The following is a 25,765-nucleotide window of genomic DNA, read 5'->3' on the forward strand; positions in this document are numbered from 1 at the left end:
TGGCCCGGCTTAAAGCGATTGAGAATCAATAAGCTTTACATAAATGATGATCTTGGATAGGTTACTCAACTACATCGATCTGTTGCCGGGATAGGCAGTTTCTGGCTTTGAATACTTTGAATGTCGATGATCGGCCTTTGGGTTTCGGCCCGCCGGTCCTCGAGAACGACGTCGTTCCTTGACCGTTGCCCGGCGGTCGTCGCCACCGGCTAGGCTGTTCGGGTGCCTTCTTTCCGCGCGGTCTTGAAGATCACCGGGCTCCGCCCGGGGAACAAACCCGAAGCCGTGATGGCCACTGCGCTTGCGGCAATGGGTTCCATTCACCTGGTCGAGGCGAATTCACTCGATGTGGTAGCCGGCGTTCCGGTGATCACGTTGCGCTTCCTGGTGGAGGCGAGCAGCACCGATGACGAAAACCAACGCGCTGCGGCGGCTGCGGCGGCCATGCAGTCCGCGGTCGACGAGGTGGCGGTGACCGGTCGGCTGACCACGCTGCGCCGGGAGCGCGGGAAGTGGTTGTTCGTTTCCTGAGCTTCCGGTTCCCGGAACACCACGCCTGGGGCGTCCGGCGCCGAAATCAGTGCGATTCGGCCAGGCTGAGCCGGCTGGTATAGGCCACCTCGCGGCCGCTCAGCGGATCGGTGAATTCGAGTTGCCGGGCCAGCAATTGGAGCGGTTTCGCATAGTCGTCCGGAGCTTCCTCCTGCAACACCGGGTAGAACGGATCGTTCACGATGCCCAGGCCCAGGGCGGCCATGTGCACCCGCAGCTGATGGGTTTTCCCGCTGTGCGGCTCCAGCCGGTACAGCCCGCGCTCCCCGGCCGGAGCGGACCAGGAACGCTGCAGCACCACCCGGGTCTCGGCATTCGGGGCCCCGGGGATTTCCTGGCTCAACAGGTAGCTGCGGGATTTGAACATCCGGCTGCGCATGGTCAGCGGCAGGGACAGGTCGGGGCGTACCGGGGCCACAGCCTGATAACTTTTGCGCACTTCGCGGCGCTCGAAGAGCAGCTGGTACCTGCCCCGGGTTTTGGGGTTCACGGCGAAGAGCAGTACGCCGGCGGTCATCCGGTCCAGCCGGTGGATCGGGACCAAATCCGGCAACTCCAAGAGGATCCGCAGCCGGACCAGAGCCGATTCGGCCACGTACCTGCCGCCCGGTGTGGTGGGCAGGAAATGCGGTTTGTCGACGACCAGCAGATCGTCGTCCTGGTGCAGCACCGACAATTCCACCGGAAGCCGGGTTTCCACCGGCAGTTCCCGGTAGTACCAGAGGAAGGTGTGCTCGCCCAACGGCGTCCGGGGAGTGATCGGGACGCCGCCGAGGCCTTGCACCTCGCCGCGCTCGAACCGTTCGATGATCCCTTGCGGGTCTACGTGGTCGAAGCGGTCCAGTACGTAGTCCATGGCGGTGGCCCACGGACCCGCATCGGGCAGCCGCAATCTGGTGGCGTTCACGCCATTGCGCACCGGTAGCGGGGATTCCATCACCAAGCGAGTTTACCGGCTCGGTCCCTGCGGCTCGGTCCCTGCGGCCCGGTCACCAATCCCGGGGCTGGCAGCGCGGGCAGCTGAAGATGGTCCTGCCGTCGAGCTGCTCCTGCCGGATCCGGGTGCCGCAACGCCGGCAGGGCAGGTGCTCCCGGCGGTAAACCCAACTGGCGGCATCGGCGCGGGCTGCGCTGCCGGTGGTGCTGCGTTGGCTGCGTGCTTTATTGGCTTCCAGCAGTCTTTTGGCCAGGCCCAGAATGCGCGGCAGGTCAACCGAGGCGGTGGGGCGTTCCGGGTGTGCACCGACCAGGAAGCAGAGTTCGTTCCGGTAGATATTGCCGATTCCGGCGAGGTTCCGTTGATCCAGCAGGGCGGCCCCAATGGGCCGTTGCGGATCGGCCTCGAGCCGGCGCTGCGCTTCCGCGGCATCCCAATCCGGGCCGAGCAGGTCGGGGCCGAGGAAATCCAGATCCAGCTCACCGGCCGGGAGCACCTCGAGCAATCCCAGGGAAAAGCCGACCGCGACGGCGTCGGCGACCTCCAGCACGGCCCTTGCGGTGTGTGCCGGTCGGCGCCAGGGCTCGCCGGGCCGGTAGAGCTGCCAGCTGCCTTCCATTTTCAAATGCGAATGGATCACCGTGGTCCGCCCCTCCGCGGACGCGGTTTCGATGAGCAGATGCTTCCCCCGCGGATACGCCCGGGAGACGGTGAAGCCGCGGAGATCAACAGTTGCGAAGGCCGGTACCCGGAAATCGCTGCGCAGGATTTCCTTGCCGCGCAGCGCCGCATCCAGGGCCCGCGTCTGCCGCCAGACGGTGTCGCCCTCAGGCACGGATCCGGATTCCGCGCGGGCTGGTTGCGGCACCGCCAGCCAGCAAGGCCTTGGCCAACGACGTGTCCAGAATGTCCGTGCCGTTCACCTTCTCCATCGCCAGCCGGTCGGCCGCGCCGCGTTTGACCAGTGCCACCAAGGCCGCCGCGGCGGACTCCAGGACGGGCAGCTCTTCGCTGAAACAGAGCACGGTCTTCCCGCCCCGTTCCACATAGAGCACCAGGCTGCCGTCCACCAAGACCACCAGGGCACCGGCTTTGCGGCCCGGCCGGTGCCCGGAGGCGGCAGCCTCCAGCCCGGGCCAGGCCAAAGCCGCGCCATACGGCTGCGCCGGATCGGTGGCGGCCAGCGCAACCGCTGAATACGGCGGTTTGTCTTCGGTGAAATCGGTACTGAAACTGCGCAGCCGGTCCACCGTGGCCGGGACCGCGAATTGGGCGGCGCCGAGTTTTTCGATGAAGTAGCCGCGCCGGCAACGGCCCTGCTCTTCGAGCCGGGAGAGCACCTTGTACATCAAGGCGAAGCCGCCGGGCTCGCCTTCGAGCGCTACCGGCCCCCGGGTCAGCACGCCGTAGCGGTCCAACAGCAGCTCGGCGGTGGCGTGCGCCCGGATGGTCGGATCAAGTTCCGGTCCGGTGGAGCCCAATGCGCTCCACCGCCCGCCGACCATCGGCTGGAGCGCCGGCTGCGCAGGTTTGGCCAGGCCGGCGTACCGGCCCCCCAGTCGGGCCGGGCGAAGCCTGGCCGGTCGGGCCTTTTGCTGGTGCGCGGTGTGCCCGCCGTCGAGCATTGCCCGGACCGGGGCGAAAGTGTCGTTGCCCAGGCGGCCTGCCCACACCAACTCCCAGATGGCAGCGGTCAGCGCCTGGTCCGAGGGCAGTTCGGCGCTTTCCAGGCCGATCCGTAATTGCTGGAAGAAATACGCGCCGCCTGGAGCGAGAAATGCCAATAAGTCCGCGGCCAGCCCGGCCGGTTCGTAGTCGGCGGCGGGCCGGAGGGTGAGCGGCAGCGATTCGGCCGCATGCAGCGCAATCCAGCCGTCGTTGCCGGGCAGCGAACCCATTCCGGACCAGAGCACTTCACCGGCCGCCATGAGCTCGTCGAGCATGCCCGGCGCATAGTCCCGGACTCGGGAAGCCAACACCAAGGGTTCGATCGCGGATGCCGGGATCGGCACTCCGGCGAGCTGGTCGATCACGGTGAGTACGCCGTCGTGGCCGCGGAGTCCGGAACCGACGTGTTGCCAGGACGGCAGGAATCGGCCGAACGCCGCGCGGTCCACGGGTTCCACCTCGGCGCGGAGCGCGGCCAGCGAGCGTTGCCGGATTCGACGCAGGACTTGTGCGTCGCACCATTCCAGCCCACCGGCTTCGCCGGGCGAAGCAACCGGCCGGAATTCGCCTTGCACCACCTTGCCGTCACTGGCCAAGCGTTCCAACGCGGCGCTGAGCACGGCGACGCCCAAACCCAGCGCGGCGGCGGCTTCGCTCGCCAGGAACGGGCCGTGGCTGCGGGCATAGCGGGAGACCAGATCGCCCAGCGGGTCCGCTACCGGTTCGATGAAGGCCAACGGGATGCCCATCGGCAGTGGCACGCCGAGCGCATCCCGGAGCCGGGCAGCATCTTCGACCGCGGCGAACACCGGTTCGCCGGCGACTTTGCTGCGGAATGCGCGGTTGGACCGGACCAAGTCCGCCAGCCAGCCAGTGGCATCAGCTAAGCCCGGATCGACAGTGCCGGGCCCGGACTCCGGCCGCTGATCAACCGCCAACCGTTGCGCGACCTGCTCCGCGGACAGCGGGCCGAGTTGCCGCAGCAGATCGGCCACGCCTTCCAGCCCCCGGGCTTTGCGCCCGACGGCGGTGCGTTGCAGTTCCGCGGACACCTCGTCGATGACGGTTTGGTCCAAGAGCTCGCGCAGTTCCGCCCGGCCGAGCAATTCATTGAGCAGGGCGGGATCCAGCGACAGCGCAGCTGCCCGGCGTTCCGCGAGCGGCGAATCGCCTTCGTACAAGAAGCTGGCCACGTAGCCGAACAGCAGCGAGCGGGCGAACGGAGAGGGTTGTTGCGTGGTGGTCTCGGTCAATCGGAGCTCGCGCCGTTCCAAGGCGCTGGCGATCCCCTTCAACGCGGGCAGATCGTAGACGTCCTGCAGGCACTCCCGCACGGTCTCCAAGATGATCGGGAAGCTCGGGTATTTCTTGGCCACGTCGAGCAGTTGCGCCGAGCGTTGCCGTTGCTGCCACAGCGGGGAGCGCTTGGCCGGGTTCTGCCGGGGCAGCAGGAGGGCACGGGCGGCGCACTCCCGGAACCGGGAAGCAAACAGCGCCGATCCGCCGACTTGGTCGGTCACGATGGATTCCAGCTCGTCGGGCTCGAAAATGAACAGATCGGCCCCGGGCGGCTCGTCATCCATCATCGGCACCCGCAGCACGATGCCGTCGTCGGCGGCCATCGCGGAACCGTCCAATCCGTAACGTTCCTGCAGGCGCGCGCCGACTGCCAGGGCCCACGGTGCATGCACCGGCATCCCGAACGGGCTGTGCAGCACCACCCGCCAGTCGCCGAGTTCGTCTTGGAACCGTTCCACTAGGAGCGTCCGGTCATCGGGCACGCTGCCGGTGGCTTCGGCCTGTTCGGCGAGATAGCCGAGCAAGTTGTTCGCGGCGTAGTCGTCCAAGCCGGTTTTGCGGCACCGCGCCAAAGCCTCGGCTTTCGGGGCGGCACTGACTTGCCGCATGAAGGCGCCGATCGCCCGGCCCAATTCGACCGGCCGGCCGAGCGAGTCGCCTTTCCAGAACGGCAGCCGGCCCGGTTGCCCGAAGGCCGGCGAAACCAGCACCCGGTCATGCGTGATGTCCTCGATCCGCCAGCTGGTGGCACCCAGGGCGAAAACGTCGCCCACCCGGGATTCGTAGACCATCTCTTCGTCCAGTTCGCCGACCCGGCGGGAGTTCTTTCCTTCTTCCGCGCCGACCAAGTACACCCCGAACAGCCCGCGGTCCGGAATCGTGCCGCCCGAGGTCACCGCGAGCCGTTGCGCTCCGGGGCGGCCGGTGATGGTTCCGGCGTTGCGGTCCCAAATGATCCGCGGGCGCAGTTCGGCGAAATCGTCCGAAGGGTAGCGGCCCGCCAGCAGGTCCAAGGTGGCGTCGAAAGCGGATCTCGGCAGTGCGCTGAACGGGGCGCTGCGCCGTACGGTGTCGAACCATTCCTCGACGTCGAGGCTGCCCAAAGCGGTGGCCGCAACGGTCTGCTGCGCCAGGATGTCCAGGGGGTTCGCCGGAATGTACAACGGTTCGATCTGGCCGGCGAGCATCCGTTCCACGGTGACCGTGGCGTGCACCAGGTCCGCGCGGTGCTTCGGGAACAGCACGCCCTGCGAGACTTCGCCGACCTGGTGCCCGGCCCGGCCCACCCGTTGCAGTCCGCTGGCCACGCTGGGCGGAGACTCGACTTGGATCACCAGATCCACCAGGCCCATGTCGATGCCCAGCTCCAGACTGGAAGTGGCCACCACGCAACGCAGCCGCCCGGACTTGAGGTCGTCTTCGATCAGCGCGCGTTGTTCTTTGGACACCGAGCCGTGGTGGGCCTTGGCCAGCACCGGATCGGCCCCGGCGCTGAGCCCGGCTTGGCCGATCAGCTGGGCCGGGGGTTGCCCCGCGGGCAGCTGGGCCGCGGATTCCGCCTCGGCTTCGGGTTCCGGAAGTTGCCGGGCCAAGTAGATCTCGTTCAACCGGCCGGTCAGCCGTTCTGCGAGGCGCCGGGAATTGGCGAACACGATGGTGGACCGGTTTGCGGTGACCAAGTCCACGATCTTTTCCTCCACGTGAGGCCAGATCGAAGCGTTCGGTTGCAGGCCGGAGCCGGGCCCCAGATCGTGCGCCGCTGCTGCTGACGCGAGGTCGGACATGTCCTCCACTGGCACGGTGACTTGCAGGTCCCAGGTCTTGCTGGCCGGCGGAGCCACGATCCGGCAGGGCGCCGAGCCAGTCAGGAACCGGGCCACGGTTTCCAGCGGCTCCACCGTGGCGGACAAGCCGACCCGCTGGGCCGGGCTGCCGGTGCCGTCCGGCCCGGTGAGCAGGGCGTCCAGGCGCTCGAGGGAGACAGCCAGATGTGCGCCCCGTTTGGTGCCTGCCACCGCATGCACTTCGTCGATGATCACGGTGCGTACCGACTGCAAGCTCTTGCGCGCCTGCGAGGTCAGCATCAGGAACAACGATTCCGGAGTGGTGATCAGGATTTCCGGCGGGTGGCTGAGCAGTTTCCGCCGCTCATTGGCCGGAGTGTCGCCGCTGCGCACACCCACGCTGACCTCGGGGACCGGCAGGCCGAGCTGCTCGGCTTGCTGCCGGAGCCCGATCAACGGCGCCCTGAGGTTGCGCTCCACATCCACCCCGAGCGCCTTGAGCGGCGAGATGTAGAGCACTTTGGTGCCCGGCCCCCCGGGGTTTTCCGGGTCCCGGATCAAGGAATCCAGTGACCAGAGGAACGCGGCCAGCGTTTTGCCGGAGCCGGTGGGTGCCACCACCAAAGCGTGCGAGCCGGCCGCAATCGCTTCCCAAGCGCCGGTCTGCGCCGGGGTAGGCCCGGCGAAAGCGCCCTGGAACCAAGCACGGGTGGGTGCGCTGAACAGGTCGAGGGCGGTAGTGCTCATGGATACCATCATGGACTACACGATGCCAGCTCCGTTCTCACCCCTGGAAGTTGAGCAGAAACGCCGCTGCCCAACTTCCAGGGGTGGAAGTTGGGCAGCGGCGGTGGAATCTACTTGCGCAGGTTCGCCAGGGTGTTGAAGAGCTCTCCGGTGATCCGGGTGGCGCCGTTGCCCTTGGCGTCGTTGCCGCCGGTGCCCCAGATGTGGATGCCGTTGGCCACGTTGCTGTCGCTCGTGGTCACCGCGGAACCGCTCTGCCCGCCAGCGGTATCGGTCTGGTAGAAGAAGTTGCGGTCCGTGACCGAGCCGATCTTGTCGCTGTGCTGCCACATCGTGCCGCGCGGCTTGTCGCCCGGGTAGCCGATGACCTTGGCGGTCTGCCCGCGCAAGTCGGCTGCACCGGCCGGAGCGAGGCCGTACCAACCCACGGTGTCGCCCACCGGCTTGTCCAGCTGGATGACGCCCCAGTCGCCGCCGGCGGCATTGACGCCGCGGCCATCGACCCAGACTTCGGTGGCTTTGAACGTGCCGTACGGATCGGTGGAGCCGTTGCGGGCCGGGGTGAAGGTGATGTCCGTGGATGCGCCGCCGTTGAGGCAATGCCCTGCGGTCACCACGGTGCTGGCGGAAATCAGCCAACCGGTGCAGATGTAGCTGGTGCTGTCTTCTTTGAAAACGATCTGACCGGTGCGGCGGAACGGGCTTTCCGTAGTCTTCTTGACCTGGGTGCGGCCGTCGGTGCCGATCACCGACTCGGAGACTGGCTGGCTGCCGTCGGAGTACGACGTCGAGTTGTAGCCGGTGTCGCTGGTGATGCCCGAGCGGGTGATCGGGTTCGCGGTATCCGGGACGCCATTGACCACGGAATAGCCCACCGGGCTGATCGGAAGATTTTCGGTGGGGGCCGCGTTGGCGGCGCCACCGGCGAGCAGGGCTCCCGCGAAAAGAATGGATGCGGTGCCGAGCGAGGACAGGGAACGCGTCATGGTTTTCATAAGTAGAGCTTGGTGTTCACCCAAGTTATGTTCAAGGGATTGTCATGAATTGGCAGGGTATTCCCAGGATATTAACCGTGAATTATCTGGATGAAGCCTTGCTATTTGCTGATGTTGAGCAATGTGTAGCTGCTGAGTACGCCTTTGTGGTCGGTGGGCCAGGCCGCATCGCTGAGCAGGAAGGTTTCGTTGCTGCTCTCATCGACTCGCTGGTTGCGGACGATCGAGCCGCGGGGGCCGACCAACTGGGTGTCTTGCCAGCCCAGTCTGGGATCGGCGAAGTGGAACAGGTAATCGATCCGGTCGCGTTCATCGGCCTCCGGGGCCCAGGTCAGTGAGCTGACTGCAGCGTTCGGATTGCTCGCCGGCCAGGTGAAGCCGGGATTGCGTACCGGATCCGGGTATTTCCTGCGGAAGTCGTCGGTGAAGCCGGCATCCTTGAGCGCCTGGGTCGACTGCCAGGGCATTACGACGCCGTTGTGGTCGAAGCGGTTCGCGGTCGCCTCGGTCCAGTCGAGCGTGGACGGTTCGTTGAAATCGCCGCCCAGGAGCACCACCCGGCCCAGCAAGCGTTCGCTGCGGGCGTCCGCGATGAAACGATTCACCGCGTCGGGCCGTCCGGAAGCGATATTGACCCGCTTCAAGGCGGCCGGATCAGTGATCGGGCCGCTGGGAATCTTTTTCCAGCCGTACTCGGAGAACTCTCCGGACGGCACGCCGGCGCCGTAGCCGCGGGGCAGATACGTCGCATACCACTGATACTGCAGATGCGCGGCGTAGGCTGCGATCTGGACCGTGCCGACGGTGAGCACCGCCTTCGTCATGAACGGCAGGGTGGCGGTTTCCGCAATCGGATAAGCCGAGATCACCGCGGTGCTGCCGCTCATTCGGAAGTCGAAAGTCGCCCCGGAGGCATTGAGCTTCTGCACGATGTCGGAAGTTGTGGATTTCGCTTCCGGCAGGAACACGATGGTGGCGCCGGTTTGCTTGATGATCTCGACGATCATGTCGACGCCGCCGGGGACCGCGGTTCCGCCGAACCAGGCATTCAAAACCAGGGTTTTCACGGTGCTGCCGGTGCCGATCAGCGCATTCGCCGGGTTGGTAGCTGCCCAGGACATCGTTCCGACGGCTGCTGCTCCGGTCAATCCGCGGAGTACATTCCTCCGTGATAGCTGTGCCATGGTCCCCATTCCATCGTGGCCCGGAACTCCAGTGTCTTCGGGTGATAGCCAACAGATTAGCCGAAAAAGATGAAATCTGCGCCAACCGAATATTAAACAATCATCTTTAGTCTTCGGGTCAGGCTCGGTGACAATTCCGGGGCTTGCCTCATGTCCCGCCTTTTGCATCGGTGTGCCGCCGTCGTCCTGTCGTACCTCGGCGGTAGCCTGGCGCTATCGGCAATTGCCGCGGAGCCGTGACGACAGCCGGCCGCGGCAGGGGGTTGCCGATGTGCCATCACTCGTGGGGAACTTGTGCCGAATGGAGGGGCCGTGCAGTCACGGCAGGTAGGGAACAATTGGCTGCCCTTGACCGGCTTGGCCTTGCTGTTCCTCAGTGGTGCTGCAGCAGATCTGAGCACCGGATCGGACGGCGGATCGGTCGCCCTGCACTACGTCTTCGGGTCGATGCTGCTCGCCGCAGTGACTTGGATCTGGTTCTTGCGCCGGAAGCCGGCGCTGTTGGCCAGTTTCAAGGCATATCTGTACCTGGCCTGCGCGGTCGAGTTCGGGATCTTCCTGGCCGGAGCCATCGAACCGCTGCGCGGCTGGGGGCCATGGCTGGTGCTGGGCCTGGGATTGCTCGGCTACGGAGTCCTCGAACGTGCCAGGATTTTGGTCAGCGCCGGGGTGGTGACCGTGATCTGCGCAATCCTGGCCGTGCTGATCCAAGCCCCGGTGCTGCCGGGATTGCTGCAAGGCGTGTGCGCCATCGCCTGCGCGGCGGCTGCATTGCGGCTGCACGCCATGGCGTATGGCCGTCGGAAACCGCGTCGTGCCATCGATGTGGCGAAATTGTTCGACTGAGCGCCCCGGGCGGCACTCGGGAAGCCGTGGCTCAAGCCGCGGAGAATGCGCCGATCTGCAGGAGCACGACGGAGTCCTCGGTGCACGCCGTGAGCGGTTGCGGAATGTAGAGCGCATCAGTGGCTCCGGGCGGGTACACCCGCAGGCCGTCCGCGGCAGTCTGGCTGCAGGCGCTCTGGTAGTTCCCGGCCTGGGTGTAGCGCAAAGCCGCTTGGGCGGAGGCCCCCGGGGCCAGCGTCACTTGGCCGGCGGAAGGTTGTGCCGGATTGCGTTCCGCGGCGGCGCCGAGCTGCGTGCCGTTGCCCTTCCCGACCAGGGACACCCCGGGATATCCGTCCATGAAACAGGGCTGGTTCGAGGTGTTCTTGACCAGGAGCCTCATTTCCAGGTGCCCGGCGGCGCCGCCTCCGGCACTGTCCGTGGAGCCGCTGAGCATGCCCGCAGTGCACTGCACCGCAACCGCCCCGGTGCTGCCCGGAGTCTGCCCGGTGCCGGTCTGGCTGGTCTGCGGGCTGCCTGAAGGACTTCCTGAAGCGCTGGATGCCGGAGAGCCGGACGGACTGGCCTCGGACGCCGGCTGGCTGCACGCGGCCAGTGCCAGGACCGCGGTCACGGACAGGGCGCTGATGCTGGTCAGGACCCGGATGCGGGGCGAAATCATGAATGCCATAACAACACACTCTCGCCAGTCATTGCTGCAGTCAACCACCTTCCCGGGCGAGTGGCCGATTGGCGCCGGATTGTGATCCGACGCCAATCGGCGAACGGGTTGCCGCCTAGTCGGTGGAACCGCTTCGGCCGCGGCCGAAGGTGCGGAACAAGGCGAATGCCCCCAAGACCAGCCCGGCCAGGCCTGCTGCCAAGCCGATCCACCCCGGCGCCTGCGACGGTTGGCTTTGTGCTCCCGATTCCGAGCTTGCCGCATGACCGCCGTGATCTCCGGCTGCCGCGGCACTGAGCGTGATCGCGGGAGCCGGATCTTTCACCGCGTCATGGTCCTGGCCCGGCTGCACCTTCTGCGCCCAGTCCACTTCGCCGGTTTCGCAGCTCTGCAGCACGGGGAAGTCCAACTGGTCGCCTGCTGCGTCGGGCAGTTTTAGGGAAAGCACCAGGGCGTCTCGTTGCGCCGGGTCAAGCGGAGTTTTCGCGGTGTAGACCACTTGGCTGGTCCGTTCGGTGACTTGGCTGCCGTTCGCCAAGGTCTTGGGCTGGGCCAGCTTCGCGGTGACTTTGCTGGCGGTCCAGTTGGGATTCACGGTCGGAGTGGCATCATCGATGCCCTCCGGCAGCGAAATCGTGATTTTGGTGGTGGCTGAGCCGCTGCAGCCATGCGGAATACTGAAGCTGAGCAAGGTGTAGGAATTCGCCGCGGTGCTCGAGGCGTCGACAGTCACGTGGGCGGCCGCGGAAGCCAACCCCACACTCATCAGTGCGGCGGTGGCAACTGCAGTCAGTACCGTGCGGCGGACGGTTTTCTGGTGCGCGGAAGCGCTGGATTTGCTAGTCATGAGGATGCTTTCTGGAGGTTGCGCAGCTGCGCGGAGTGGGGGACCGTTGCAGAAGCCGCGATCAAGGGGACGCTGTTGCCGGGGCCGGTGGCGGCCCGCGCCAACGGTTTGCGCTCAGAATCCATCGCACCGCGGCGGCTTCGGCAACCTGCCGGATGCTCGCGGGCCTGGTCGCTGCCGGCAGCGGCACCGGACGGGCCGGTTGCAGCAGGGGCCGCAACCAATCGGAGAGGGTCCAGAGCGCAGCTTCACCCCGGGCCAGCAGCACGGCGGTCACCGCAGTGGCCAGAACGTGCATCATGAGCATCGCCGTGCTGCTGGCATGTTCCGGCGTCGCGGCCGACGCGCTGAAATCCAGGTCAGGCAGATTCATGGCCGTTCCATGCGGATGGCCCGCCGGTATGGTGCCGCCGATCGGATCGCCGGACATGGCGAACCACTCGAATCCCTGGTGCAAGGCCACCTGGCTTCCGGCCAGCAGGACTGCCATTGCCGGAACTGAAAGTCGCCATCGGGAAACCAACATGCAACCGAGCCAGGTCAACGCGGTCATGCCGAGCAACAGCGGCGCGGCCGGAAAGCCGCCGCCGGCGGCAGCGTGCGCGGTACCGGCCAAGCTCACTGTGGTCAGTGTGATGAGTAGGCTTCGTAAAAGCCGGAAGGGGACCATGTTCGCCATGTCCATCCTTCCGGCTCTGACCGCTGAACTGGTTTTCCAGTCGATATGGGTCGACAGTGATTCGTAGCCGATCGCCTTCTGGATTTTAGCCGATTCAGCCGGCTTTCGCGGTCGTACCGACGGCGAAGGAAGCGGCAGCCCGGCCTCCCGCGATGGTCGCCACGGCAACCGTGAGCAAGGCTCCGAGGATGAGGGCGCTGGCTTCACCCGGCAGCAACAGCCCGGCTTGGCCGCCAATGGTCGCGGCCGCGATCGGGACGCCGAGTTGGGCGGCGGACAAGGCGCCCAAGCTCAAGGGCATGCCCAGCGGACGGATCGCGAGATGCGTGAGCACCGCACCGAGTCCGAGGGCAAGTCCGAGCAGAACCATCATCGGGTTCGCCGCCAATTCCCGCAGGTTCAACGAGGCGCCCAACCAGACGAAGAAAAGCGGCCCGAAGAATCCTTCCGTGATGCCGAAAAGCTGGCGTGCGACGTGCCGCGGCTGGCCCACCGCGGAGACTGCGAGTCCGAAGGCGAATCCGGCGAGCATGATCGAGACCTGGCTGAAGCTGGCCAGCGCGGCCAGGGCGAAGAGGATCGCGAGCTGTCCGCGCAGCTCGAGGGCGAACTTCCGATGTTCCGACAAGGCGCGGAGGCGTTTCCGGCTGCCGTTCCGGTCAGTCGTGCGCATCAGGAAGAAGAGCAGCACCGCGCAGGCCGCCACGGCAAGGGCGCCCAGCACGGCCCGGACGGCATTCGGTGGGTCGATGGCCAGGGGCAGTGCGACGATCGCGGCGGTATCGGCAATCGCCACCTGAGCGGTCATGGCCAAGACCTTGGGCCCGCCCAGCCGCAATGAATCGACGATGGGCAAAACCAGCGCGGCAGAAGAGGACGCCAGAAGCACCGCGTAGAGCGGGGCATGCATGGTGCCGAAAAGCACCGCGATGCCGACGCCAAGCGCGGCCGAAAGCACGGCGACCACGACGACCCGGAGCAGGCCCTTGCCCAGTGCCGCCCGGATGCTGGCATCCCGGACCGGAACATGGGTTCCGGCGATGAACATGATCAAGGCGAAGCCGATGCTGGCCATGAAGCTAAAGGTCTGATCCGCTGAATCCACCAGGGAGAATCCGGTGCGGCCGATCAGCAGACCGGCCAGCAGCTCGCCCAGGACCACCGGAATCCGCCAGCGCGGCGGCGTTGCCAGGAGCGGTCCGAGCAAGCCCAGAACCATGATCAGGGCCAGTAGTGCGAAACTCATCGGACCCCGATTCTCGTGACGTTCCCAGACTGGGACCGGAATTTGACTGGAAGATGGAGTAGCTGGAATTTCTGCCGGCTACTCCAGTAAACTCTCGCTCGGGTCGATGGAGTCTACCGCCGACTCGGTCATTGTTTGCATATTTGGGGGATGCATGTCTTTTTCGAACAGTTTAACGCTGCCCGGTCGACGACGATTGATTCGGTTGGTCGCCATGATTGCCGCAGTTTTTCTCGCTGTGGCAGGGGCCGTGAGCCTGGCCTTGCCGGCGCGGGCCGCAGAGATTCCCGGCGCGGTGAAGACGGTGACGGTGACGCCGGACAATCCAGGGAGGTACGACGAAATCACCGTGGATGCGACCTGGGCGGTGCCCGACACGGCGCAACCGGGCGATACCTTCAGCCTGACGCTGCCGGCTGAGCTGGATTCATTGGTCAGCGGGTTCGAGATCCGGAACAGCGCGGGCGAGTTGGTCGCCAACGCCGTCGTGCAGAACGGTGTAGTGACGTTCACTTTGACGGATTTCGTCAGTACGCACAAAAACGTCTCCGGAACCGCGAAACTCACCACCAAGCTCAACCGCGAGCTGGAACCCGGCAAGCCCTATGCGTTGACCTTCGGGAACGAGGCCGAGGTGACGATCACACCGGGAGAAGGCAGGCCGGTCGACCGCACCTCCTCGCAGAAGTACGGGTTCTGGATCGATGCGAACGGCGATCCGTCGAGTACCCCGACGGATCGGATTCGCTGGACCGTCGAGTCGCCCAAGGGGGCCTTCGACCGGATCTCATTCGAGGACACTGTCGGGACCGGGATGGAGCTCGAGTGCGGCAGCGTGGGGATGAACCTTTCCGAAACCTTCCGGGCCAATGACGAAGTCCAGACCTGGGGCCCGGCGCTGGCCCGGGACGTCGAGTTCACCGCTTCCTGCGCCGGTCAGACCTTGACTGCGAGCCGGCCGGTCGAATCTTCGGCCGACGCTCCGGCGGTGCCGGAGGGCCAAGTGCTGCGGTTGGTTTACGACACCAAGGTCATCGATGCCTCGGCGTCGAGCTACAAGAACACCGCATTGGTCACGGTTGACGGGACCACGAAGAGCGTGGTGACCGATTTCCGGCGCAGTACTGCCAGCGGAGACGGGCAGGGCGACGAAGACAGCCACACCACGCCGCCCGTGGTCCCGCCGACCACTGAGCCGCCGGTGACCACCGCGGCACCACTGACCACGAGTGTCCCGGTGGAGCCGAGCACGTCGGCTGCTACGACCCAGGAGGAACTGGCGAATACCGGGGCCAATGGCTTGCTGGTCCCGGCAGTGGCGGGCGGCTTGGCCGTGCTGGCCGGTGCCGGGATGCTGCTCATGCGGCGCCGTTCGCACTGACGGCCGGAACCTCGCCGAACCGGGGTGCGCGGCTAGTGGAAATCGACGAGCTTGACCGGAATATCGGTGTTCTCGTCAGTCCAGTAGCTCGCGCACACCCGGTGGTAGCCGTCGGCGATCTGGGCGGGGACGCCTCGGACCAGGTCGCCGCGGACCACGAGCACGGGCGAGAGCGCCTTGCCGTGCCGGATTTTGGCCAGGTCCGAAGCCACATGCGGATTGTCTTCGGGCAATAGGGGCAGACCGCTGGCCCGCAAGAGGTCCTTGGCTTTCTGCTGGCTGATCGAGGCCGCCCGCAGACCTGCGATCAGCCCGGCTGCCAGGTCCTGGTCAGCCAGCAGATTGAGGTAGTTGGCGGCGGCCGGATAATCCTGTGCCTCGGGCTCGGCCAGCCATTTGACCTGGTTCACGATCCTGCTCCCGATCGGCGCAACGACTCGGCAATGAAACCAGTCGCCGTCAGTTCGTGGACCGCTTGGTCGAGGAAGTGCACGGAGTCCGGGTGCCGGTCCCTGGTGGTGGCCACGGCTTGCCGGATTTCCATGAACCGTTCGTCGATCAGCCGGAACCCGGGGTTGTCGCGGACGAAGGCGCCGGCCGGTTGCCGAATTCCGGCACCGGCTGCCAAGCCCAGCTCGCGCAAGACGTCAACCCCTTCGGCCCCGGGGACCACTTCGGCGTGCTGCAGTGTGCGGCCCAGGAAGAGGTCGTAGGCCGAACCCTGCTTCACGCCGATGCGCACTCCGGGCTGATCGACGTCGGCCACGGACTGCAGCGGCGAGTCCTGTGGCACCACGAACACGCCTTCAATCAGCAGGTACGGTGCGCTGAATGCCAGTTGTGCCGCACGCGCCGGTTCGATCGCCACAAAGCCGATGTCGGCCTGGCCGGAAGCCAAGGCATCGACCGATTTGCGGGCTGCGTCGAAACAGAGCAGATCCAGTTCGAGGCCCAAGCGGCGGGCGAGTTCGCGGGCGATATCCACTGTGACGCCGCCGGGCGAACCGGCAGTGCCTTGCGCCAAGACCGGATTGCCCAGGTTGATCGAAGCGCGCAATCGGCCGGTCGGAGCCAAGTCCCTGCTGACCTCGACCGCTGCGCCGTCGCTTGTCATGGTGTCCTTGTTCGCAGTGCCCATACCGGCCATTATAGGGATTCGGGCCGGACTGAGATCCGGGATCTGCCGGGCTCAGTTTTCGACCCGGATGCCCAAGTTCCTGGCGAGCGAGGTGGCGAGGAACAGCACCTGCTGCTCGGAGAGGGTGCTGCCGGCCAAGGCTTCCACGCTGATCAGTTCCGCGATCTCCGCCGCGCGCAAATCGAAATCCTGGAACACCGCGTGGGTGATGTCCAGTTTCCCGATCCGGGTGTCCGGAAAGGCGACCCGGGTGGCTTTCGCGTTGCCCAAGTCGAGTTCGTCGATGCTGCAGTTGTCGAACACCACGTCCAAGAGGTTGGCGCCGCGCAAATTGATGTAGCCGAGTTTGCAGTTCGCGAAACGCACCGAGCTGAAGCCGGTCTCGTACAGTTCCACCGAGCCCAGCCGGGAATCCGCCAACAGCACGTTGCTCCAGCGTCCCCGGGGTGCGCTGAATACTGGAGCGTTGATCCGGGAAAGCACGCTCTCCTTGAAGGTGGCGGATTTCAGCTTCGCCTCGTGCAGGGTGACTCCGTCCAACTTCGATTCGAGGAACTGAATGCCGGTCAAATCCCGGTCGGTCAGATCCAGCCGGTCCAGCAGCTTCGCTTCCAGAAAGCCGTGCGCCTGGGGTTCCAGCTCCGTGGCGGTTTCGAGCTCGGGCAGCTCGACCTCGTCGATTCTGGGGGCTTTGGTTTTCTGTTCAGCGCTCCGTTGTCCAGCCACGAACTCGGTTCCCCTCCACTGGTCGATTGATCCGGTCCCATCATAGGAGCGATCCGCCGACGGCGATATCTGCTACCGCCCTCGAGCGGCCAGATCTGCACCTCAAAATCGTCGTTTCAGGTGCAGATCTGGCCACTCGATGACGGGTTGGCGGCCATGGTGCGCACTTGCCGAGTTTGCACAAAAATATACCGGGTAATTATTGTCCAGAATATTATTCTGGCCGGAATTCCCTTTATCCGCCATATGCATTCTGCTATCCTGGCGGTATTAGAAGATCCTTCAATACCGGAATTTAGGGAGCTAATAACATGGGGATTATTGCACCGAACAAGCGCAAGTTCCGTCCCTTGGCCGCCGCTGCGCTCGCCGGGATCATCGGCTTGACCGGGGTGAGTCTGGCTCCGGCCGCCGTCGCCAATGGATACCCGGTGCAGGTGATCAAAATCGGCCCGGTGTCCAAGGATTACTGGGACGTCCTCACCTATAAAAACACCCCGTTCGCCACTTCCCAGGATTGCGTTGTTTATGCCGAATCCAAACTGCGGCCCAAAACCTGGGCGCAGTGCGTATACGCGGAATACCAAGGGCAGAGCGGCTGGTACGTGGCCTTCTCCGGCACCAACCAGTAATCTCCTCACGAGTGGCCAGATCTGCCCCCAAATGCTTCGACTGGGGTGCAGATCTGGCCACTCGATGCTGGTTAACGCCAGAACTCGCTGAGCTGCTCGGCGAGGAGGCTGCCTTGGTGGTGGCCGGCTCGGGCCGCGGCGGGGCGCAGGGACAGATCCATCGCATTGGCTCCGAACAGATGCTCGGAGCTGCCGTCCGGGAAGACCGTCGCCACCTCGCTGCCGCCCGCCCGCAACTCGGCCACTTGGGCCTCGAGCTGTAGGCCCCGGTCCAGAGGATGCAGGGTTCTGCCGCCGAAAGGCGCGAGCACCAGCACCCGGGCGAACCCGGTAGCCAAATCGGCATTTTCATTGCGCCGGTAGCCGCCGTCCAGATACTGCTCGCTGCCGATCCGGTAGGGCAGCGCGCTGGAGCAGCTGGCCGCGACGGCGTCTGCCAGCTCGACCCCGCTATGCCTGTCGAAGACCGCCGGCTCGCCGTTCCCGGCGTTGATCGCGGTAATCAATATCCGGCGTTCCGGCCAGTTCTGGTTGGGCAGCCGCGAAGCCACCGTGTTGCGCCACTGGGCTTGCCAAGAACCATCCGAGGCCGTGGCCAGTTCCAGTGCTGCGGCACCGATCCTGCGGCGCATGTCTGCGGCGTCCTGGGCGACGGCGATGATCTTGCCGATCCGTGCCAAGTGCCCGGAGGCGGATCGGTTCGGCGCCGATGGGTTCCGCGCGGGTCCCTGGTCCGGCGTGGGCGTTGCCAGGGTGGCAGCGAGCAGTTCGTCCAGCGGGGTACCGGCGATCTGGATTGCCGCCGTCGAACCGGCTGAGGTGCCGATGGTCAGATCGGCACCGGTGACGTCCAGCCCGGCGTCGAAGAGTCCGGCGAGGACGCCGATCAGCCAGGCATTGCCGCCGGACCCGCCACCGCCGAGGACCAGTGCCCGCCCGGTCGCGGATTTCGGTGTGGCGGGCAGGGGAGTATGCAGAGGTGAAGAGGATGTTGGATTCATGGGAGTCGCCTTTCGCGAGTTGCCGGTTCGGCGCTCCCAGTGGCGACTGCTTGGTTAGCCCAGCCGCGAGATCGTGGACTGCAGGGGAGCGCCCACTGTGGGTACTGCGTTCATGGGTCTCACCTCCTGCCGATGCGTCACGATCGCGGCAACGCTAGCACGGCGGCGTCGAAGGGGGGCAATGGGCGAAGGAGCCGGAAGGTCAGCCTTCGGGTGTCTGCCGCAGCTGTGCTGCTGCCCGATTGTTGAGGTAAACCATGGAGTTTTCGCCGTGTAACACGGCTGCAATAAGGGCCAGGTCCAGGTTGACCTCGTGCGCAATGTCGACTGGCTGGATGCCGTCGACTGCGAGGTTCCGTAGCAGCCCGTCCAATCCCTGGGAGGTGGCGTAGGCGGCGAGCAATTGTTCTTGGAGCTTCTTGCCGACGGTATTGCAGTGATGCGCGACTGCCCGGTCAACGGGTATTGGTTGCCGGCTCGTGGCATCGGTAGCAGATTCGAAGACCGGTGGTTCAGCCATTTGCGTTTCCTTTTCGCCGGGCCGGGCATGGGTGCATCGGCAGAGGGGAAAGGCCGGCTCGGGTCCGTGTGCGCGCATCGAACTGAGCCCCAATCCTGGTACTTGATCCGCTGAATACCTTGGCTATGAATATACCGATTCAAAGCTTAAGGCGCGGTTGTGAGGCTACCTCTAAGGACCCCGTAGCGGCTCGGGGCTGGCGCTATTCATCCGTTCATCGGTCCAGTAGCTTTCGAGATCGCTGGGATTAGGTATTGAACTCGGTGGCGGAGCGACCGGAGATGCCGGGCTGTCTTCGGATGGCGACGACGTCGCGCGTTGCACCAGCGCCCCACCCGCCAGTATTACTGCCAGGACACCCAAGCCCGCAGTCAGGAGCCAGATTTTGCTGCGTGACATTGCGTGATTTGTTGGCATAGTGGCTTCTATTTCTAGTCGGCGCGACGCTTTGGTATCACAATACGGAGACGATATGTACCTTGCAAGGGGTCAGTTGCCGTTTCCATAGATGAACCGAAATCCGCTTGATCAAGCCTTGGCTCGCTACTGGAAACGGTGCCAGCTCAGAGCAGGGGTGGCATGCCTGGGTAGGTGTCGAGGCTGGCGCTTTGCAGATCTTCTGTGGTCGGATCACGGCGAGGGCCGCGTGGCATGTCGCTAGGAATCCGAATGTTGGTTGACCCCACCCCTGTGGCAACTTCAGACGTTCAACGAGCGCAGCAGCGTTTCGAGATTCCGCTCGCCCTCGAGGGTTTGGGCGCCACGGGCGAGCGCTGCGTTCATCAATGGAAGCGCACACGGTCCAGCTATCAGCGCCGACCATTCAGTCTCTTCACGTGCGTAGCCGGTGCTCAGATCCTTAGGCGAGAGCACCGACTTCGCGGCTTCGGCCACGCCGTCGGGCAGCTGGGCAATCACGCTTGCGACCCGGTCGACAAACCCATCAAGCTCCGCGGCCGGTACGGAGCGGTTGATCCAGCCGTAGGCGGCTGCGGTGTCGGCGTCGAAAAGATCTCCGGTCAGGATCACCTCGAGTGCCCGATTGCGCCCAACGCGCTCCAATAGATACTGCATCCCGCCGCCACTGGGGACGATGCCCATGAGCGACTCAATCTGGCCGATGCCCGCAGTCTCCCGGGCAGCAAAGGCCATATCCGCCGCGGCCACGAACTCCGCTCCGCCGCCGCGGGCCTTCCCGGCAAGCTTGACGATCGAGACGAGGCGATGGGTCCGGAGCAGCTCGCCGAGAGCTTGGAAGGCATTGAGCCCTTTGGGTGCCGCCTTGTCCGTCAGCTCGCGCAACACGTCCGCTTCGTCGAGGATGTGCATGTCCACGTGGGCGAGGAAGAACTCCGGGTTCTCCGAGGAGAAGACGACGACCCGCACCCGGCTGTCGTCGTCCAGGATTTTCATGAGATCGGCGAGTTCGCGCATCATTACGGCGCTGATGACGTTCACCGGGGGATTGTCGAAGACGACTTCGGCGACTCGATCCGCCACCGTCACCCCGAACGTCGAGTACTGATCCAAGTTCACTGATGCTCCATCCGGATGCGCAAGGCAAGTAGGTATTCTTTGTATACCAACCCTCGTTCACGTTGCGGGGCCCGTCAATAACGCACTCTGGAGGTACTAAGGCACATGAGTGAAACCGGCTCGTACGAGGCGCACGCACGATCTCCGATCGTCTTCGCGGCCAACTGCCCAAGTCGGCCCATCCTCGACCAGATCGCGGACAAGTGGTCCATGATGGTCATGGCGGTTCTGGAGAAGCCGACCCGCTTCAATGAGATCAAGCGGCGCCTCGACGGGGTCACCCAGCGCGTCCTCACGCAGACCCTGCGTCGCCTGGAGCGAAACGGCATGATCGAGCGCCGGGTCCTGCCTACTTCGCCAGTCGGCGTCGAGTACTCACTGACTTCGTTGGGAAAGTCCCTGCAGGCCCCCTTCGGTCAGCTCTATGACTGGACGGTAGATCATTCAGCCGAGATTCGCGCCGCCCAGGCCAACTATGACGACGGCGCGAATGCGGCCAGTCTCGAAGGCGGAAGCGGCAAAGCAAAAACCCCCACCGCGCATACACGCAACAGGGGTTTCGCCGTCTAACATCGTGGCGGTGACGGTGGGATTTGAACCCACGTTAGGCTCTCACCTAAACAACATTTCGAGTGTTGCACCTTCGGCCGCTCGGACACGTCACCAACCCGAATACTCTACGGCACGTCACCCCATCCACCCAAAACAGTGGAACAATACCGCCATGAGCACCCTAAACTCCGCGCTTGGTCCTGGGCCAAACAAGGCCTCGACGGTTCGCTGGCCGGTGCTCTGGCTGCCGAGGTCTTGGGCAAAACCGGCTGGGCCCGGTCGATCGGCGGGGCCAACCCGTATCTTGGCCTGTTTGCCCGGGCCGGACTCCGGCGGGAACAGGTCGACGCGGACCTCAAGGAACTCCGGATCCACGAACTGCCGGTAGTGCGCGGCTGTACCTATGTTCTCGGCGCCGAAGACTTCGCCTGGGGCCTCCAGCTCGGCCGGCCCGCCGCCGAGGCGACGGTCAAGATCCTGGACAAGCTCGGCGTCGAACGTTCCGAACTGGACGCGCTCATCGCGGCCACGCTGCAGGTCTTGCAGGCGCAAAGTGCGCTCGACCCGAGGCAGCTCAAGGAACAGCTGGGCGACGCCGTCCGGAACCTCGGCGAAGCGGGCAAGCGCAAAGGCGCCTCGACCACGCTGCCGACCGCCCTGGGCCTGTTGCAATCCGATGGCCGCATCCGCCGGGTGCCGCCCAGCGGCCGGCTGGACGAGCAACGTTACGCCTACACGGCCTGGGGTTTGGACTTCAGCGGGCTCAGCGACGAGCAGGCACGCCGCAATATGCTGGGCAAATTCCTCGCCTGGACCGGTGGTGCCACGCTGAAGCAGAGCCAGTGGTTCACCTCGTTCACGGTGGCACAGACCAAGGCCGCGCTCCTGGAGCTGGGCGCCGTCGAGCAGGACGGCTTCTGGCAGCTGCCCCAAGACCGCGATGCCTTCGAAGACTTCCGCGCGCCCGACGACGAACAAATCCAATTGCTGGCCGGCACCGACGGCCTGACCTTGCTCAAGCGGAACGCCCCCGAGTTGTTGGCGGACGAGGATTCCGACCGCTCAGTGCTCGGCGAAAAGCCGCTGGGGCTCTCTGCGGACCTGTCGGACCACCCGATCTTCGACCGCGGGCAGATTATCGGGATGTGGCAATTCGATCCGGGCAGGGAAGAGTTGGTGGCCTGGACGTTCCGCAAGCCCACCGCCGCGGTCAAAAAGGGGATCGCCGAGGTTGAAGCCTATATTCGCGAGGATCTGGGCGACTTCCGCTCCTTCAGCCTGGATTCGCCAAAGTCCCGGCAGAAGCGCATCGATGCCCTGCGCGCGGCAAGTTCACGCTAGGCACCGGTTTCACGCTAAGCGTCAGCACGCGCCGGGAACACCCACAACCGCATCAGGGTAAAAGTGCATAACGCCACTGCGCCGACCGCGAAGAACTGCACCACGATCTGCGGCATGCCCCAGAGCTGGACGAACAGCCAGAGGATGCCGAAGTTGAAGCAATAGGCGAAAGCGGCGACCGCAAGGAATTTCAGCCCGGACTTCCGCCAGCTGCCGCGGTGTGCGAAGGTGAATCCGCGATTGCCGAAGTAGCTGATCACCATGCTCAGCAGGAAGCTCGCGGTGAGTGCGGCGAATGCCGAGGCTCCGAGCAGCGACAGGCCCACGAACAGCAGGTAGCCGAGCAGATTGCTGGAAAGCCCGACGACGGCGAACCGCCAGGATGAGCGGAAGAGCTGCCGCACTGCGGGGCCGCCCGGCGTGCTCAATCGGCACGCTGACCGGCGAAGAAGTCGCGCAGCAATTGCGCGCACTCGGCCTCGCGGACGCCGGGAAGAACCTCGACCCAGTGGTTGAGCCGCGGCTCGCGGAGAACATCGAAAACCGAACCCGAAGCCCCGGCCTTCTCATCCCAGGCGCCGAAGACCACCCGGGGCAGCCGGGCGAGCACCGTGGCGCCGGCACACATGGCACAAGGCTCCAGAGTGACCACCAGGGTGCAGCCGGTCAGCCGCCAAGAACCCAACGTAGCTGCAGCCTCCCGGATTGCCAGCAGCTCGGCATGCGCGGTGGGGTCGCCGTCGGCTTCGCGCCGGTTCCGTCCGCGGCCGATCACCGCACCCGAGGGATCCAGCACGACGGCACCGATCGGCACGTCTGCGGTGCTCAAGGCAGCGCTGGCCTCCGCCAAGGCAAGGCCCATCCAGGAATCGAGATCACCGCGCACTGCTTGCCGGGCGGCAACCGTGGAATCGGGGGGAGTGGGATCAGAGGGCACACTCAATCGTATCCACTTGCCAATGGTAGTTTTTAGCTATGCGCGTTCTGGTAGTAGACCACCCCCTTGTTGCCCACAAACTCACCGTCCTGAGGGAAAAAGATACCCCTTCGCCGGTCTTCCGGCTGTTGACCGAAGAGCTCGTGACACTGCTCGCTTATGAGGCAACCCGGGAGGTGCGCGTCGAGCCGGTGCAGATCGAAACCCCGGTCACCAGTACCGTAGGCACCGGCTTGGTCAAGCCCACGCCACTCGTGGTGCCGATTCTGCGCGCCGGCTTGGGCATGCTCGAGGGCATGACTCGATTGCTGCCGACGGCGGAAGTCGGCTTCCTGGGCATGGCGCGGAACGAAGAAACTCTGGAAGCGATCACCTACGCCGAGCGGCTGCCGGACGACCTGACTGGACGCCAGGTGTACGTATTGGATCCGATGTTGGCCACCGGGGCGACGTTGCGCGAAGCGATCAAGTTCCTCTTCGACCGCGGTGCGATGGACATCACCTGCATTTGCCTGCTTGCCGCACCGGAAGGCATCGAGGCACTCCGCGAGCAGCACGAAGATTCGAACGTGACCGTGGTGCTGGCTTCGATCGACGAAGGGCTCAACGACAAGGCTTATATCGTCCCGGGCCTGGGTGACGCCGGCGACCGGCTTTACGGCGTCGTCGGCTGAATGCGCGCTGGCACCGCGGCCGACGTCGGGCGTGCCCGCAAACCTGAGCGGGGATCGGCGAAGCCGGGCCTTGGCAAACCTGGTTGGGCCTCGCATGTCCGCCCTTGGTAGGCCCGTCCAAATCACAAGTTCAGTGGGCTCAGACGTCCCTGCCCACTGAACGTCGCGATTGGACGGGCAGCGGGGCTGTTTTGCCGCTGTGTGTTGCAGAAAGTCCGAGCCGGCTGCGCGGTTCGGGGATATGCTCTGAATATGGACCAATTCCAGCCCCCCAGTGTGCCACCCGGACCCGCGAATCAGCCGCAGCACGGCGAACCGGAGCAGCCGAATCAAGCAGCCCCGAGCCAGCCGCAGCAAAGTCAGCCACCGTACGGTGCTCCACAGCCGCCTTATGGCCAGCAGCCCGCTGGTCAACCGGCCATTGGCCAACCGCAGCCGCCGGCCTATGGCCAGCCGGTGAACCAGGCGCAACCACCGTACCCGGGCCCGCAAGGCGAACCGCAACAGCAACCGCCTTATGCTGCGCCGCAACCGCAAGCTCCGTACGGCGCCCCACAAAGCCAAGCGCCCTACGGCCAGCCGCAGTTCCCGGCGTACCCGGGGAACTACGCGGCGCCGCAGCTGGCCGAGGTGGAGCGGCCGCAGAGCATCAAGATCGCGGTGCTGTTGATGTATGTCGGTGCCGCTTTGGCCCTGATCGGCGGAATCTTCGGCCTGTTCACCGTGGAGCTGGGAATTCAGCTGGGCCTGAACAGCACGGACGTGCAGCTGAGTGCCCGCGAGTACGAGGCTGCGGCGACGATCGCGCGGGTTGTCGCCTATGTCGGCGTGATCTTCGGCATCGTGGTGGGCACCGGCTTGTGGATCTGGATGGCCATGGCGAACAACGCCGGACGGAAATGGGCTCGGATCCTGGCCACGGTTTTCGCGGCAATCGGCATCATCGGCGGGTTGGTCTCGTTGATTTCGAATTCTGCCAACCACACCCTGGTCCTGGCAAACATGATTTTCGGGATTCTGACCCTGATCGTTTCGGTGGCTGCACTGGTGTACCTGTGGCTCAAGCCGTCAACGGAGTACTACAACTTCAAGAGCCAGAAGATCACCTATTAAATCAACAGCGGTTGGCGCCGTGTGGCGCCAACCGCTGTTGATTTAAGCATCGGCTGCTCAGTACCAGCCGACCGCCTGCGATTTGCCCCAGGCTCCGCAGGGGCTGCCGTAACGCTGCTTGATGTAGCCCAGGCCCCAGGTGATCTGGGTTTTGTAATTGGTCCGGTAATCGGCGCCAGTAGTTGCCATCTTTTCGGCCGGCAGCGACTGGGCGATGCCATAAGCCAAGGACGACGGGTTCTCCGCAGTGGTCCGCCAACCCGATTCGCGGGTCCACAGTGACACCAAGCAGGACATCTGGCTTTGATCCCAGCCGAAGCTGCCCAGCTGCGAGGCGGCGAAAGCCTGGGCCGCTTTGGGGTCGTTGACCGCCTGGATTTCCGAGGACGCGGCATCGGTGGTGCTGCCCGCCTTCTTTTCCGCCGGGATCGACTTGGAGGCCACTCGGGCGAAGTCGAGGTTTGCTGCGGCGTTCGCGGTGATCGCGGTGGCAGCGGCGTTCTCTGAAACCACTTGCGGTTCGGGGGTGTTGGCTTGGCCGGTGGTCGCGATGCCGGCGACCATGACGCCGGCCACGGCTACCGCGGCGACGCGCTGGGCGGGAGCTTTCGGCGTGGCGTCCCAGAGCTGGCCCAAGGTGCCTTTTTGCGGCGTGGCACGACGGCGTCCCCTGCTGGAACCGGAAGAATTCCGCGGCGCCGGTCCGGAGTTGCTTTCACCGGGCAAAGCGGCGTGCCGCGCGAGCGTGCGGCGTGACGAAGTGGTCACG

At 65.1% G+C, this 25,765-nt stretch carries 26 protein-coding genes and 1 tRNA gene; 8 read left to right on the forward strand and 19 right to left on the reverse strand.

Features of this window, described 5'->3' with window-relative positions:
• The first annotated feature begins 222 nt into the window (after window positions 1–222).
• A complete protein-coding gene (locus JOE69_RS10435; RefSeq protein WP_309798470.1) occupies window positions 223–531 on the forward strand; it encodes a hypothetical protein in 309 nt (102 codons plus the stop codon).
• Window positions 532–577: 46 nt separating this feature from the next.
• On the opposite strand, the gene JOE69_RS10440 is transcribed toward JOE69_RS10435, so the two are convergent.
• From JOE69_RS10440 to JOE69_RS10460, 5 genes are all read right to left on the reverse strand, one after another.
• Window positions 578–1,489 (reverse strand): pseudouridine synthase, encoded by a 912-nt coding sequence (locus JOE69_RS10440; protein WP_309801256.1) that lies wholly within the window; start codon window positions 1,487–1,489, stop codon window positions 578–580.
• Between the two features lie 52 nt (window positions 1,490–1,541).
• The gene (locus JOE69_RS10445) at window positions 1,542–2,324 is read right to left on the reverse strand and encodes a DNA-formamidopyrimidine glycosylase family protein (protein ID WP_309798472.1); all 783 of its coding nucleotides are present in this window, start codon (window positions 2,322–2,324) and stop codon (window positions 1,542–1,544) included.
• Entirely contained in the window at window positions 2,317–6,996 is a 4,680-nt protein-coding gene (locus JOE69_RS10450; protein ID WP_425545981.1) for an ATP-dependent helicase, read from the reverse strand. The genes JOE69_RS10445 and JOE69_RS10450 overlap by 8 nt, the downstream gene beginning before the upstream one ends.
• A gap of 101 nt (window positions 6,997–7,097) precedes the next feature.
• Window positions 7,098–7,982 (reverse strand): trypsin-like serine peptidase, encoded by an 885-nt coding sequence (locus JOE69_RS10455; protein WP_309798476.1) that lies wholly within the window; start codon window positions 7,980–7,982, stop codon window positions 7,098–7,100.
• Window positions 7,983–8,083: 101 nt separating this feature from the next.
• Window positions 8,084–9,103: an endonuclease/exonuclease/phosphatase family protein gene (locus JOE69_RS10460; RefSeq protein ID WP_309798478.1), complete on the reverse strand. Its 1,020-nt coding sequence runs from the start codon at window positions 9,101–9,103 to the stop codon at window positions 8,084–8,086.
• A gap of 375 nt (window positions 9,104–9,478) precedes the next feature.
• On the opposite strand from JOE69_RS10460, the gene JOE69_RS10465 reads away from it, so the two are divergent.
• Complete coding sequence (locus JOE69_RS10465; RefSeq protein ID WP_309798480.1) at window positions 9,479–10,012, forward strand: hypothetical protein; 534 nt, start codon at window positions 9,479–9,481, stop codon at window positions 10,010–10,012.
• Between the two features lie 31 nt (window positions 10,013–10,043).
• Here JOE69_RS10465 and JOE69_RS10470 read toward each other — a convergent pair whose 3' ends face one another.
• From JOE69_RS10470 to JOE69_RS10485, 4 genes are all read right to left on the reverse strand, one after another.
• On the reverse strand, window positions 10,044–10,682 hold the full coding sequence (locus JOE69_RS10470; RefSeq protein ID WP_309798482.1) for a DUF4232 domain-containing protein: 639 nt from the start codon (window positions 10,680–10,682) through the stop codon (window positions 10,044–10,046).
• A gap of 106 nt (window positions 10,683–10,788) precedes the next feature.
• Window positions 10,789–11,520 carry a YcnI family copper-binding membrane protein gene (locus JOE69_RS10475; protein WP_309798484.1) on the reverse strand — a complete coding sequence of 244 codons (732 nt, stop codon included), beginning with the start codon at window positions 11,518–11,520 and terminating at the stop codon, window positions 10,789–10,791.
• A gap of 61 nt (window positions 11,521–11,581) precedes the next feature.
• Entirely contained in the window at window positions 11,582–12,199 is a 618-nt protein-coding gene (locus JOE69_RS10480) for a hypothetical protein (protein WP_309798486.1), read from the reverse strand.
• Between the two features lie 94 nt (window positions 12,200–12,293).
• Window positions 12,294–13,445: a cation:proton antiporter gene (locus JOE69_RS10485; RefSeq protein ID WP_309798488.1), complete on the reverse strand. Its 1,152-nt coding sequence runs from the start codon at window positions 13,443–13,445 to the stop codon at window positions 12,294–12,296.
• Between the two features lie 250 nt (window positions 13,446–13,695).
• Between JOE69_RS10485 and JOE69_RS10490 the strand changes: the two genes are divergently transcribed.
• On the forward strand, window positions 13,696–14,826 hold the full coding sequence (locus JOE69_RS10490) for an Ig-like domain-containing protein (RefSeq protein WP_309798490.1): 1,131 nt from the start codon (window positions 13,696–13,698) through the stop codon (window positions 14,824–14,826).
• Window positions 14,827–14,858: 32 nt separating this feature from the next.
• Here JOE69_RS10490 and JOE69_RS10495 read toward each other — a convergent pair whose 3' ends face one another.
• The 3 genes from JOE69_RS10495 to JOE69_RS10505 are packed head-to-tail and all read right to left on the reverse strand — an operon-like array spanning window position 14,859 to window position 16,690.
• Window positions 14,859–15,236, reverse strand: a complete 378-nt coding sequence (locus JOE69_RS10495; RefSeq protein ID WP_309798491.1) for a hypothetical protein — start codon at window positions 15,234–15,236, stop codon at window positions 14,859–14,861.
• Window positions 15,233–15,964 (reverse strand): transporter substrate-binding domain-containing protein, encoded by a 732-nt coding sequence (locus JOE69_RS10500; RefSeq protein ID WP_309798493.1) that lies wholly within the window; start codon window positions 15,962–15,964, stop codon window positions 15,233–15,235. The genes JOE69_RS10495 and JOE69_RS10500 overlap by 4 nt, the downstream gene beginning before the upstream one ends.
• Window positions 15,965–16,015: 51 nt before the next feature.
• A complete protein-coding gene (locus JOE69_RS10505; RefSeq protein WP_309798495.1) occupies window positions 16,016–16,690 on the reverse strand; it encodes a pentapeptide repeat-containing protein in 675 nt (224 codons plus the stop codon).
• A gap of 311 nt (window positions 16,691–17,001) precedes the next feature.
• On the opposite strand from JOE69_RS10505, the gene JOE69_RS10510 reads away from it, so the two are divergent.
• Window positions 17,002–17,322: a hypothetical protein gene (locus JOE69_RS10510; RefSeq protein WP_309798498.1), complete on the forward strand. Its 321-nt coding sequence runs from the start codon at window positions 17,002–17,004 to the stop codon at window positions 17,320–17,322.
• A 71-nt stretch (window positions 17,323–17,393) separates the two neighbouring features.
• On the opposite strand, the gene JOE69_RS10515 is transcribed toward JOE69_RS10510, so the two are convergent.
• From JOE69_RS10515 to JOE69_RS10525, 3 genes are all read right to left on the reverse strand, one after another.
• Window positions 17,394–18,323 carry a patatin-like phospholipase family protein gene (locus tag JOE69_RS10515; protein WP_309798501.1) on the reverse strand — a complete coding sequence of 310 codons (930 nt, stop codon included), beginning with the start codon at window positions 18,321–18,323 and terminating at the stop codon, window positions 17,394–17,396.
• A 202-nt stretch (window positions 18,324–18,525) separates the two neighbouring features.
• A complete protein-coding gene (locus tag JOE69_RS10520; RefSeq protein WP_309798504.1) occupies window positions 18,526–18,843 on the reverse strand; it encodes a hypothetical protein in 318 nt (105 codons plus the stop codon).
• A 699-nt stretch (window positions 18,844–19,542) separates the two neighbouring features.
• Window positions 19,543–20,379 (reverse strand): enoyl-CoA hydratase/isomerase family protein, encoded by an 837-nt coding sequence (locus JOE69_RS10525; protein WP_309798506.1) that lies wholly within the window; start codon window positions 20,377–20,379, stop codon window positions 19,543–19,545.
• A 105-nt stretch (window positions 20,380–20,484) separates the two neighbouring features.
• Between JOE69_RS10525 and JOE69_RS10530 the strand changes: the two genes are divergently transcribed.
• Window positions 20,485–20,949: a winged helix-turn-helix transcriptional regulator gene (locus JOE69_RS10530; protein ID WP_309798508.1), complete on the forward strand. Its 465-nt coding sequence runs from the start codon at window positions 20,485–20,487 to the stop codon at window positions 20,947–20,949.
• Between the two features lie 5 nt (window positions 20,950–20,954).
• Here the strand turns inward: JOE69_RS10530 and JOE69_RS10535 are convergent.
• Window positions 20,955–21,044: transfer RNA gene (locus JOE69_RS10535), tRNA-Ser, on the reverse strand.
• A 43-nt stretch (window positions 21,045–21,087) separates the two neighbouring features.
• Here JOE69_RS10535 and JOE69_RS10540 point away from each other — a divergent pair.
• On the forward strand, window positions 21,088–22,272 hold the full coding sequence (locus JOE69_RS10540) for a DNA glycosylase AlkZ-like family protein (RefSeq protein ID WP_309798510.1): 1,185 nt from the start codon (window positions 21,088–21,090) through the stop codon (window positions 22,270–22,272).
• Window positions 22,273–22,286: 14 nt separating this feature from the next.
• Here the strand turns inward: JOE69_RS10540 and JOE69_RS10545 are convergent, their stop codons facing one another.
• Together JOE69_RS10545 and JOE69_RS10550 are read right to left on the reverse strand one after the other, a co-directional pair.
• Window positions 22,287–22,700: a GtrA family protein gene (locus JOE69_RS10545; RefSeq protein WP_309798512.1), complete on the reverse strand. Its 414-nt coding sequence runs from the start codon at window positions 22,698–22,700 to the stop codon at window positions 22,287–22,289.
• Window positions 22,697–23,134 (reverse strand): nucleoside deaminase, encoded by a 438-nt coding sequence (locus tag JOE69_RS10550; RefSeq protein ID WP_309801258.1) that lies wholly within the window; start codon window positions 23,132–23,134, stop codon window positions 22,697–22,699. The genes JOE69_RS10545 and JOE69_RS10550 overlap by 4 nt, the downstream gene beginning before the upstream one ends.
• 113 nt (window positions 23,135–23,247) lie before the next feature.
• Between JOE69_RS10550 and upp the strand changes: the two genes are divergently transcribed.
• Together upp and JOE69_RS10560 are read left to right on the forward strand one after the other, a co-directional pair.
• The gene (gene upp / locus JOE69_RS10555; RefSeq protein WP_309798515.1) at window positions 23,248–23,883 is read left to right on the forward strand and encodes a uracil phosphoribosyltransferase; all 636 of its coding nucleotides are present in this window, start codon (window positions 23,248–23,250) and stop codon (window positions 23,881–23,883) included.
• Between the two features lie 456 nt (window positions 23,884–24,339).
• Entirely contained in the window at window positions 24,340–24,996 is a 657-nt protein-coding gene (locus JOE69_RS10560) for a hypothetical protein (protein WP_309798517.1), read from the forward strand.
• Between the two features lie 57 nt (window positions 24,997–25,053).
• Here the strand turns inward: JOE69_RS10560 and JOE69_RS10565 are convergent, their stop codons facing one another.
• A complete protein-coding gene (locus JOE69_RS10565) occupies window positions 25,054–25,764 on the reverse strand; it encodes an aggregation-promoting factor C-terminal-like domain-containing protein (RefSeq protein WP_309798519.1) in 711 nt (236 codons plus the stop codon).
• Window position 25,765: the final 1 nt, after the last annotated feature.

It is taken from the genome of Arthrobacter russicus, from assembly GCF_031454135.1.
GTDB classification, from domain to species: Bacteria; Actinomycetota; Actinomycetes; order Actinomycetales; family Micrococcaceae; genus Renibacterium; species Renibacterium russicum.

What these genes read in the sequence shown, in the direction of transcription:
- JOE69_RS10440 (WP_309801256.1), bottom strand. Translation starts at nt 1,489, where the DNA reads ATGGAATCCCCGCTACCGGTGCGCAATGGCGTGAACGCCACCAGATTG.
- JOE69_RS10450 (WP_425545981.1), bottom strand. Translation starts at nt 6,996, where the DNA reads ATGGTATCCATGAGCACTACCGCCCTCGACCTGTTCAGCGCACCCACC.
- JOE69_RS10455 (WP_309798476.1), bottom strand. Translation starts at nt 7,982, where the DNA reads ATGAAAACCATGACGCGTTCCCTGTCCTCGCTCGGCACCGCATCCATT.
- JOE69_RS10460 (WP_309798478.1), bottom strand. Translation starts at nt 9,103, where the DNA reads ATGTCCTGGGCAGCTACCAACCCGGCGAATGCGCTGATCGGCACCGGC.
- JOE69_RS10470 (WP_309798482.1), bottom strand. Translation starts at nt 10,682, where the DNA reads ATGGCATTCATGATTTCGCCCCGCATCCGGGTCCTGACCAGCATCAGC.
- JOE69_RS10475 (WP_309798484.1), bottom strand. Translation starts at nt 11,520, where the DNA reads ATGACTAGCAAATCCAGCGCTTCCGCGCACCAGAAAACCGTCCGCCGC.
- JOE69_RS10480 (WP_309798486.1), bottom strand. Translation starts at nt 12,199, where the DNA reads ATGGCGAACATGGTCCCCTTCCGGCTTTTACGAAGCCTACTCATCACA.
- JOE69_RS10485 (WP_309798488.1), bottom strand. Translation starts at nt 13,445, where the DNA reads ATGAGTTTCGCACTACTGGCCCTGATCATGGTTCTGGGCTTGCTCGGA.
- JOE69_RS10500 (WP_309798493.1), bottom strand. Translation starts at nt 15,964, where the DNA reads ATGGGCACTGCGAACAAGGACACCATGACAAGCGACGGCGCAGCGGTC.
- JOE69_RS10510 (WP_309798498.1), top strand. Translation starts at nt 17,002, where the DNA reads ATGGGGATTATTGCACCGAACAAGCGCAAGTTCCGTCCCTTGGCCGCC.
- JOE69_RS10515 (WP_309798501.1), bottom strand. Translation starts at nt 18,323, where the DNA reads ATGAATCCAACATCCTCTTCACCTCTGCATACTCCCCTGCCCGCCACA.
- JOE69_RS10520 (WP_309798504.1), bottom strand. Translation starts at nt 18,843, where the DNA reads ATGGCTGAACCACCGGTCTTCGAATCTGCTACCGATGCCACGAGCCGG.
- JOE69_RS10530 (WP_309798508.1), top strand. Translation starts at nt 20,485, where the DNA reads ATGAGTGAAACCGGCTCGTACGAGGCGCACGCACGATCTCCGATCGTC.
- JOE69_RS10550 (WP_309801258.1), bottom strand. Translation starts at nt 23,134, where the DNA reads ATGGGCCTTGCCTTGGCGGAGGCCAGCGCTGCCTTGAGCACCGCAGAC.
- upp (WP_309798515.1), top strand. Translation starts at nt 23,248, where the DNA reads ATGCGCGTTCTGGTAGTAGACCACCCCCTTGTTGCCCACAAACTCACC.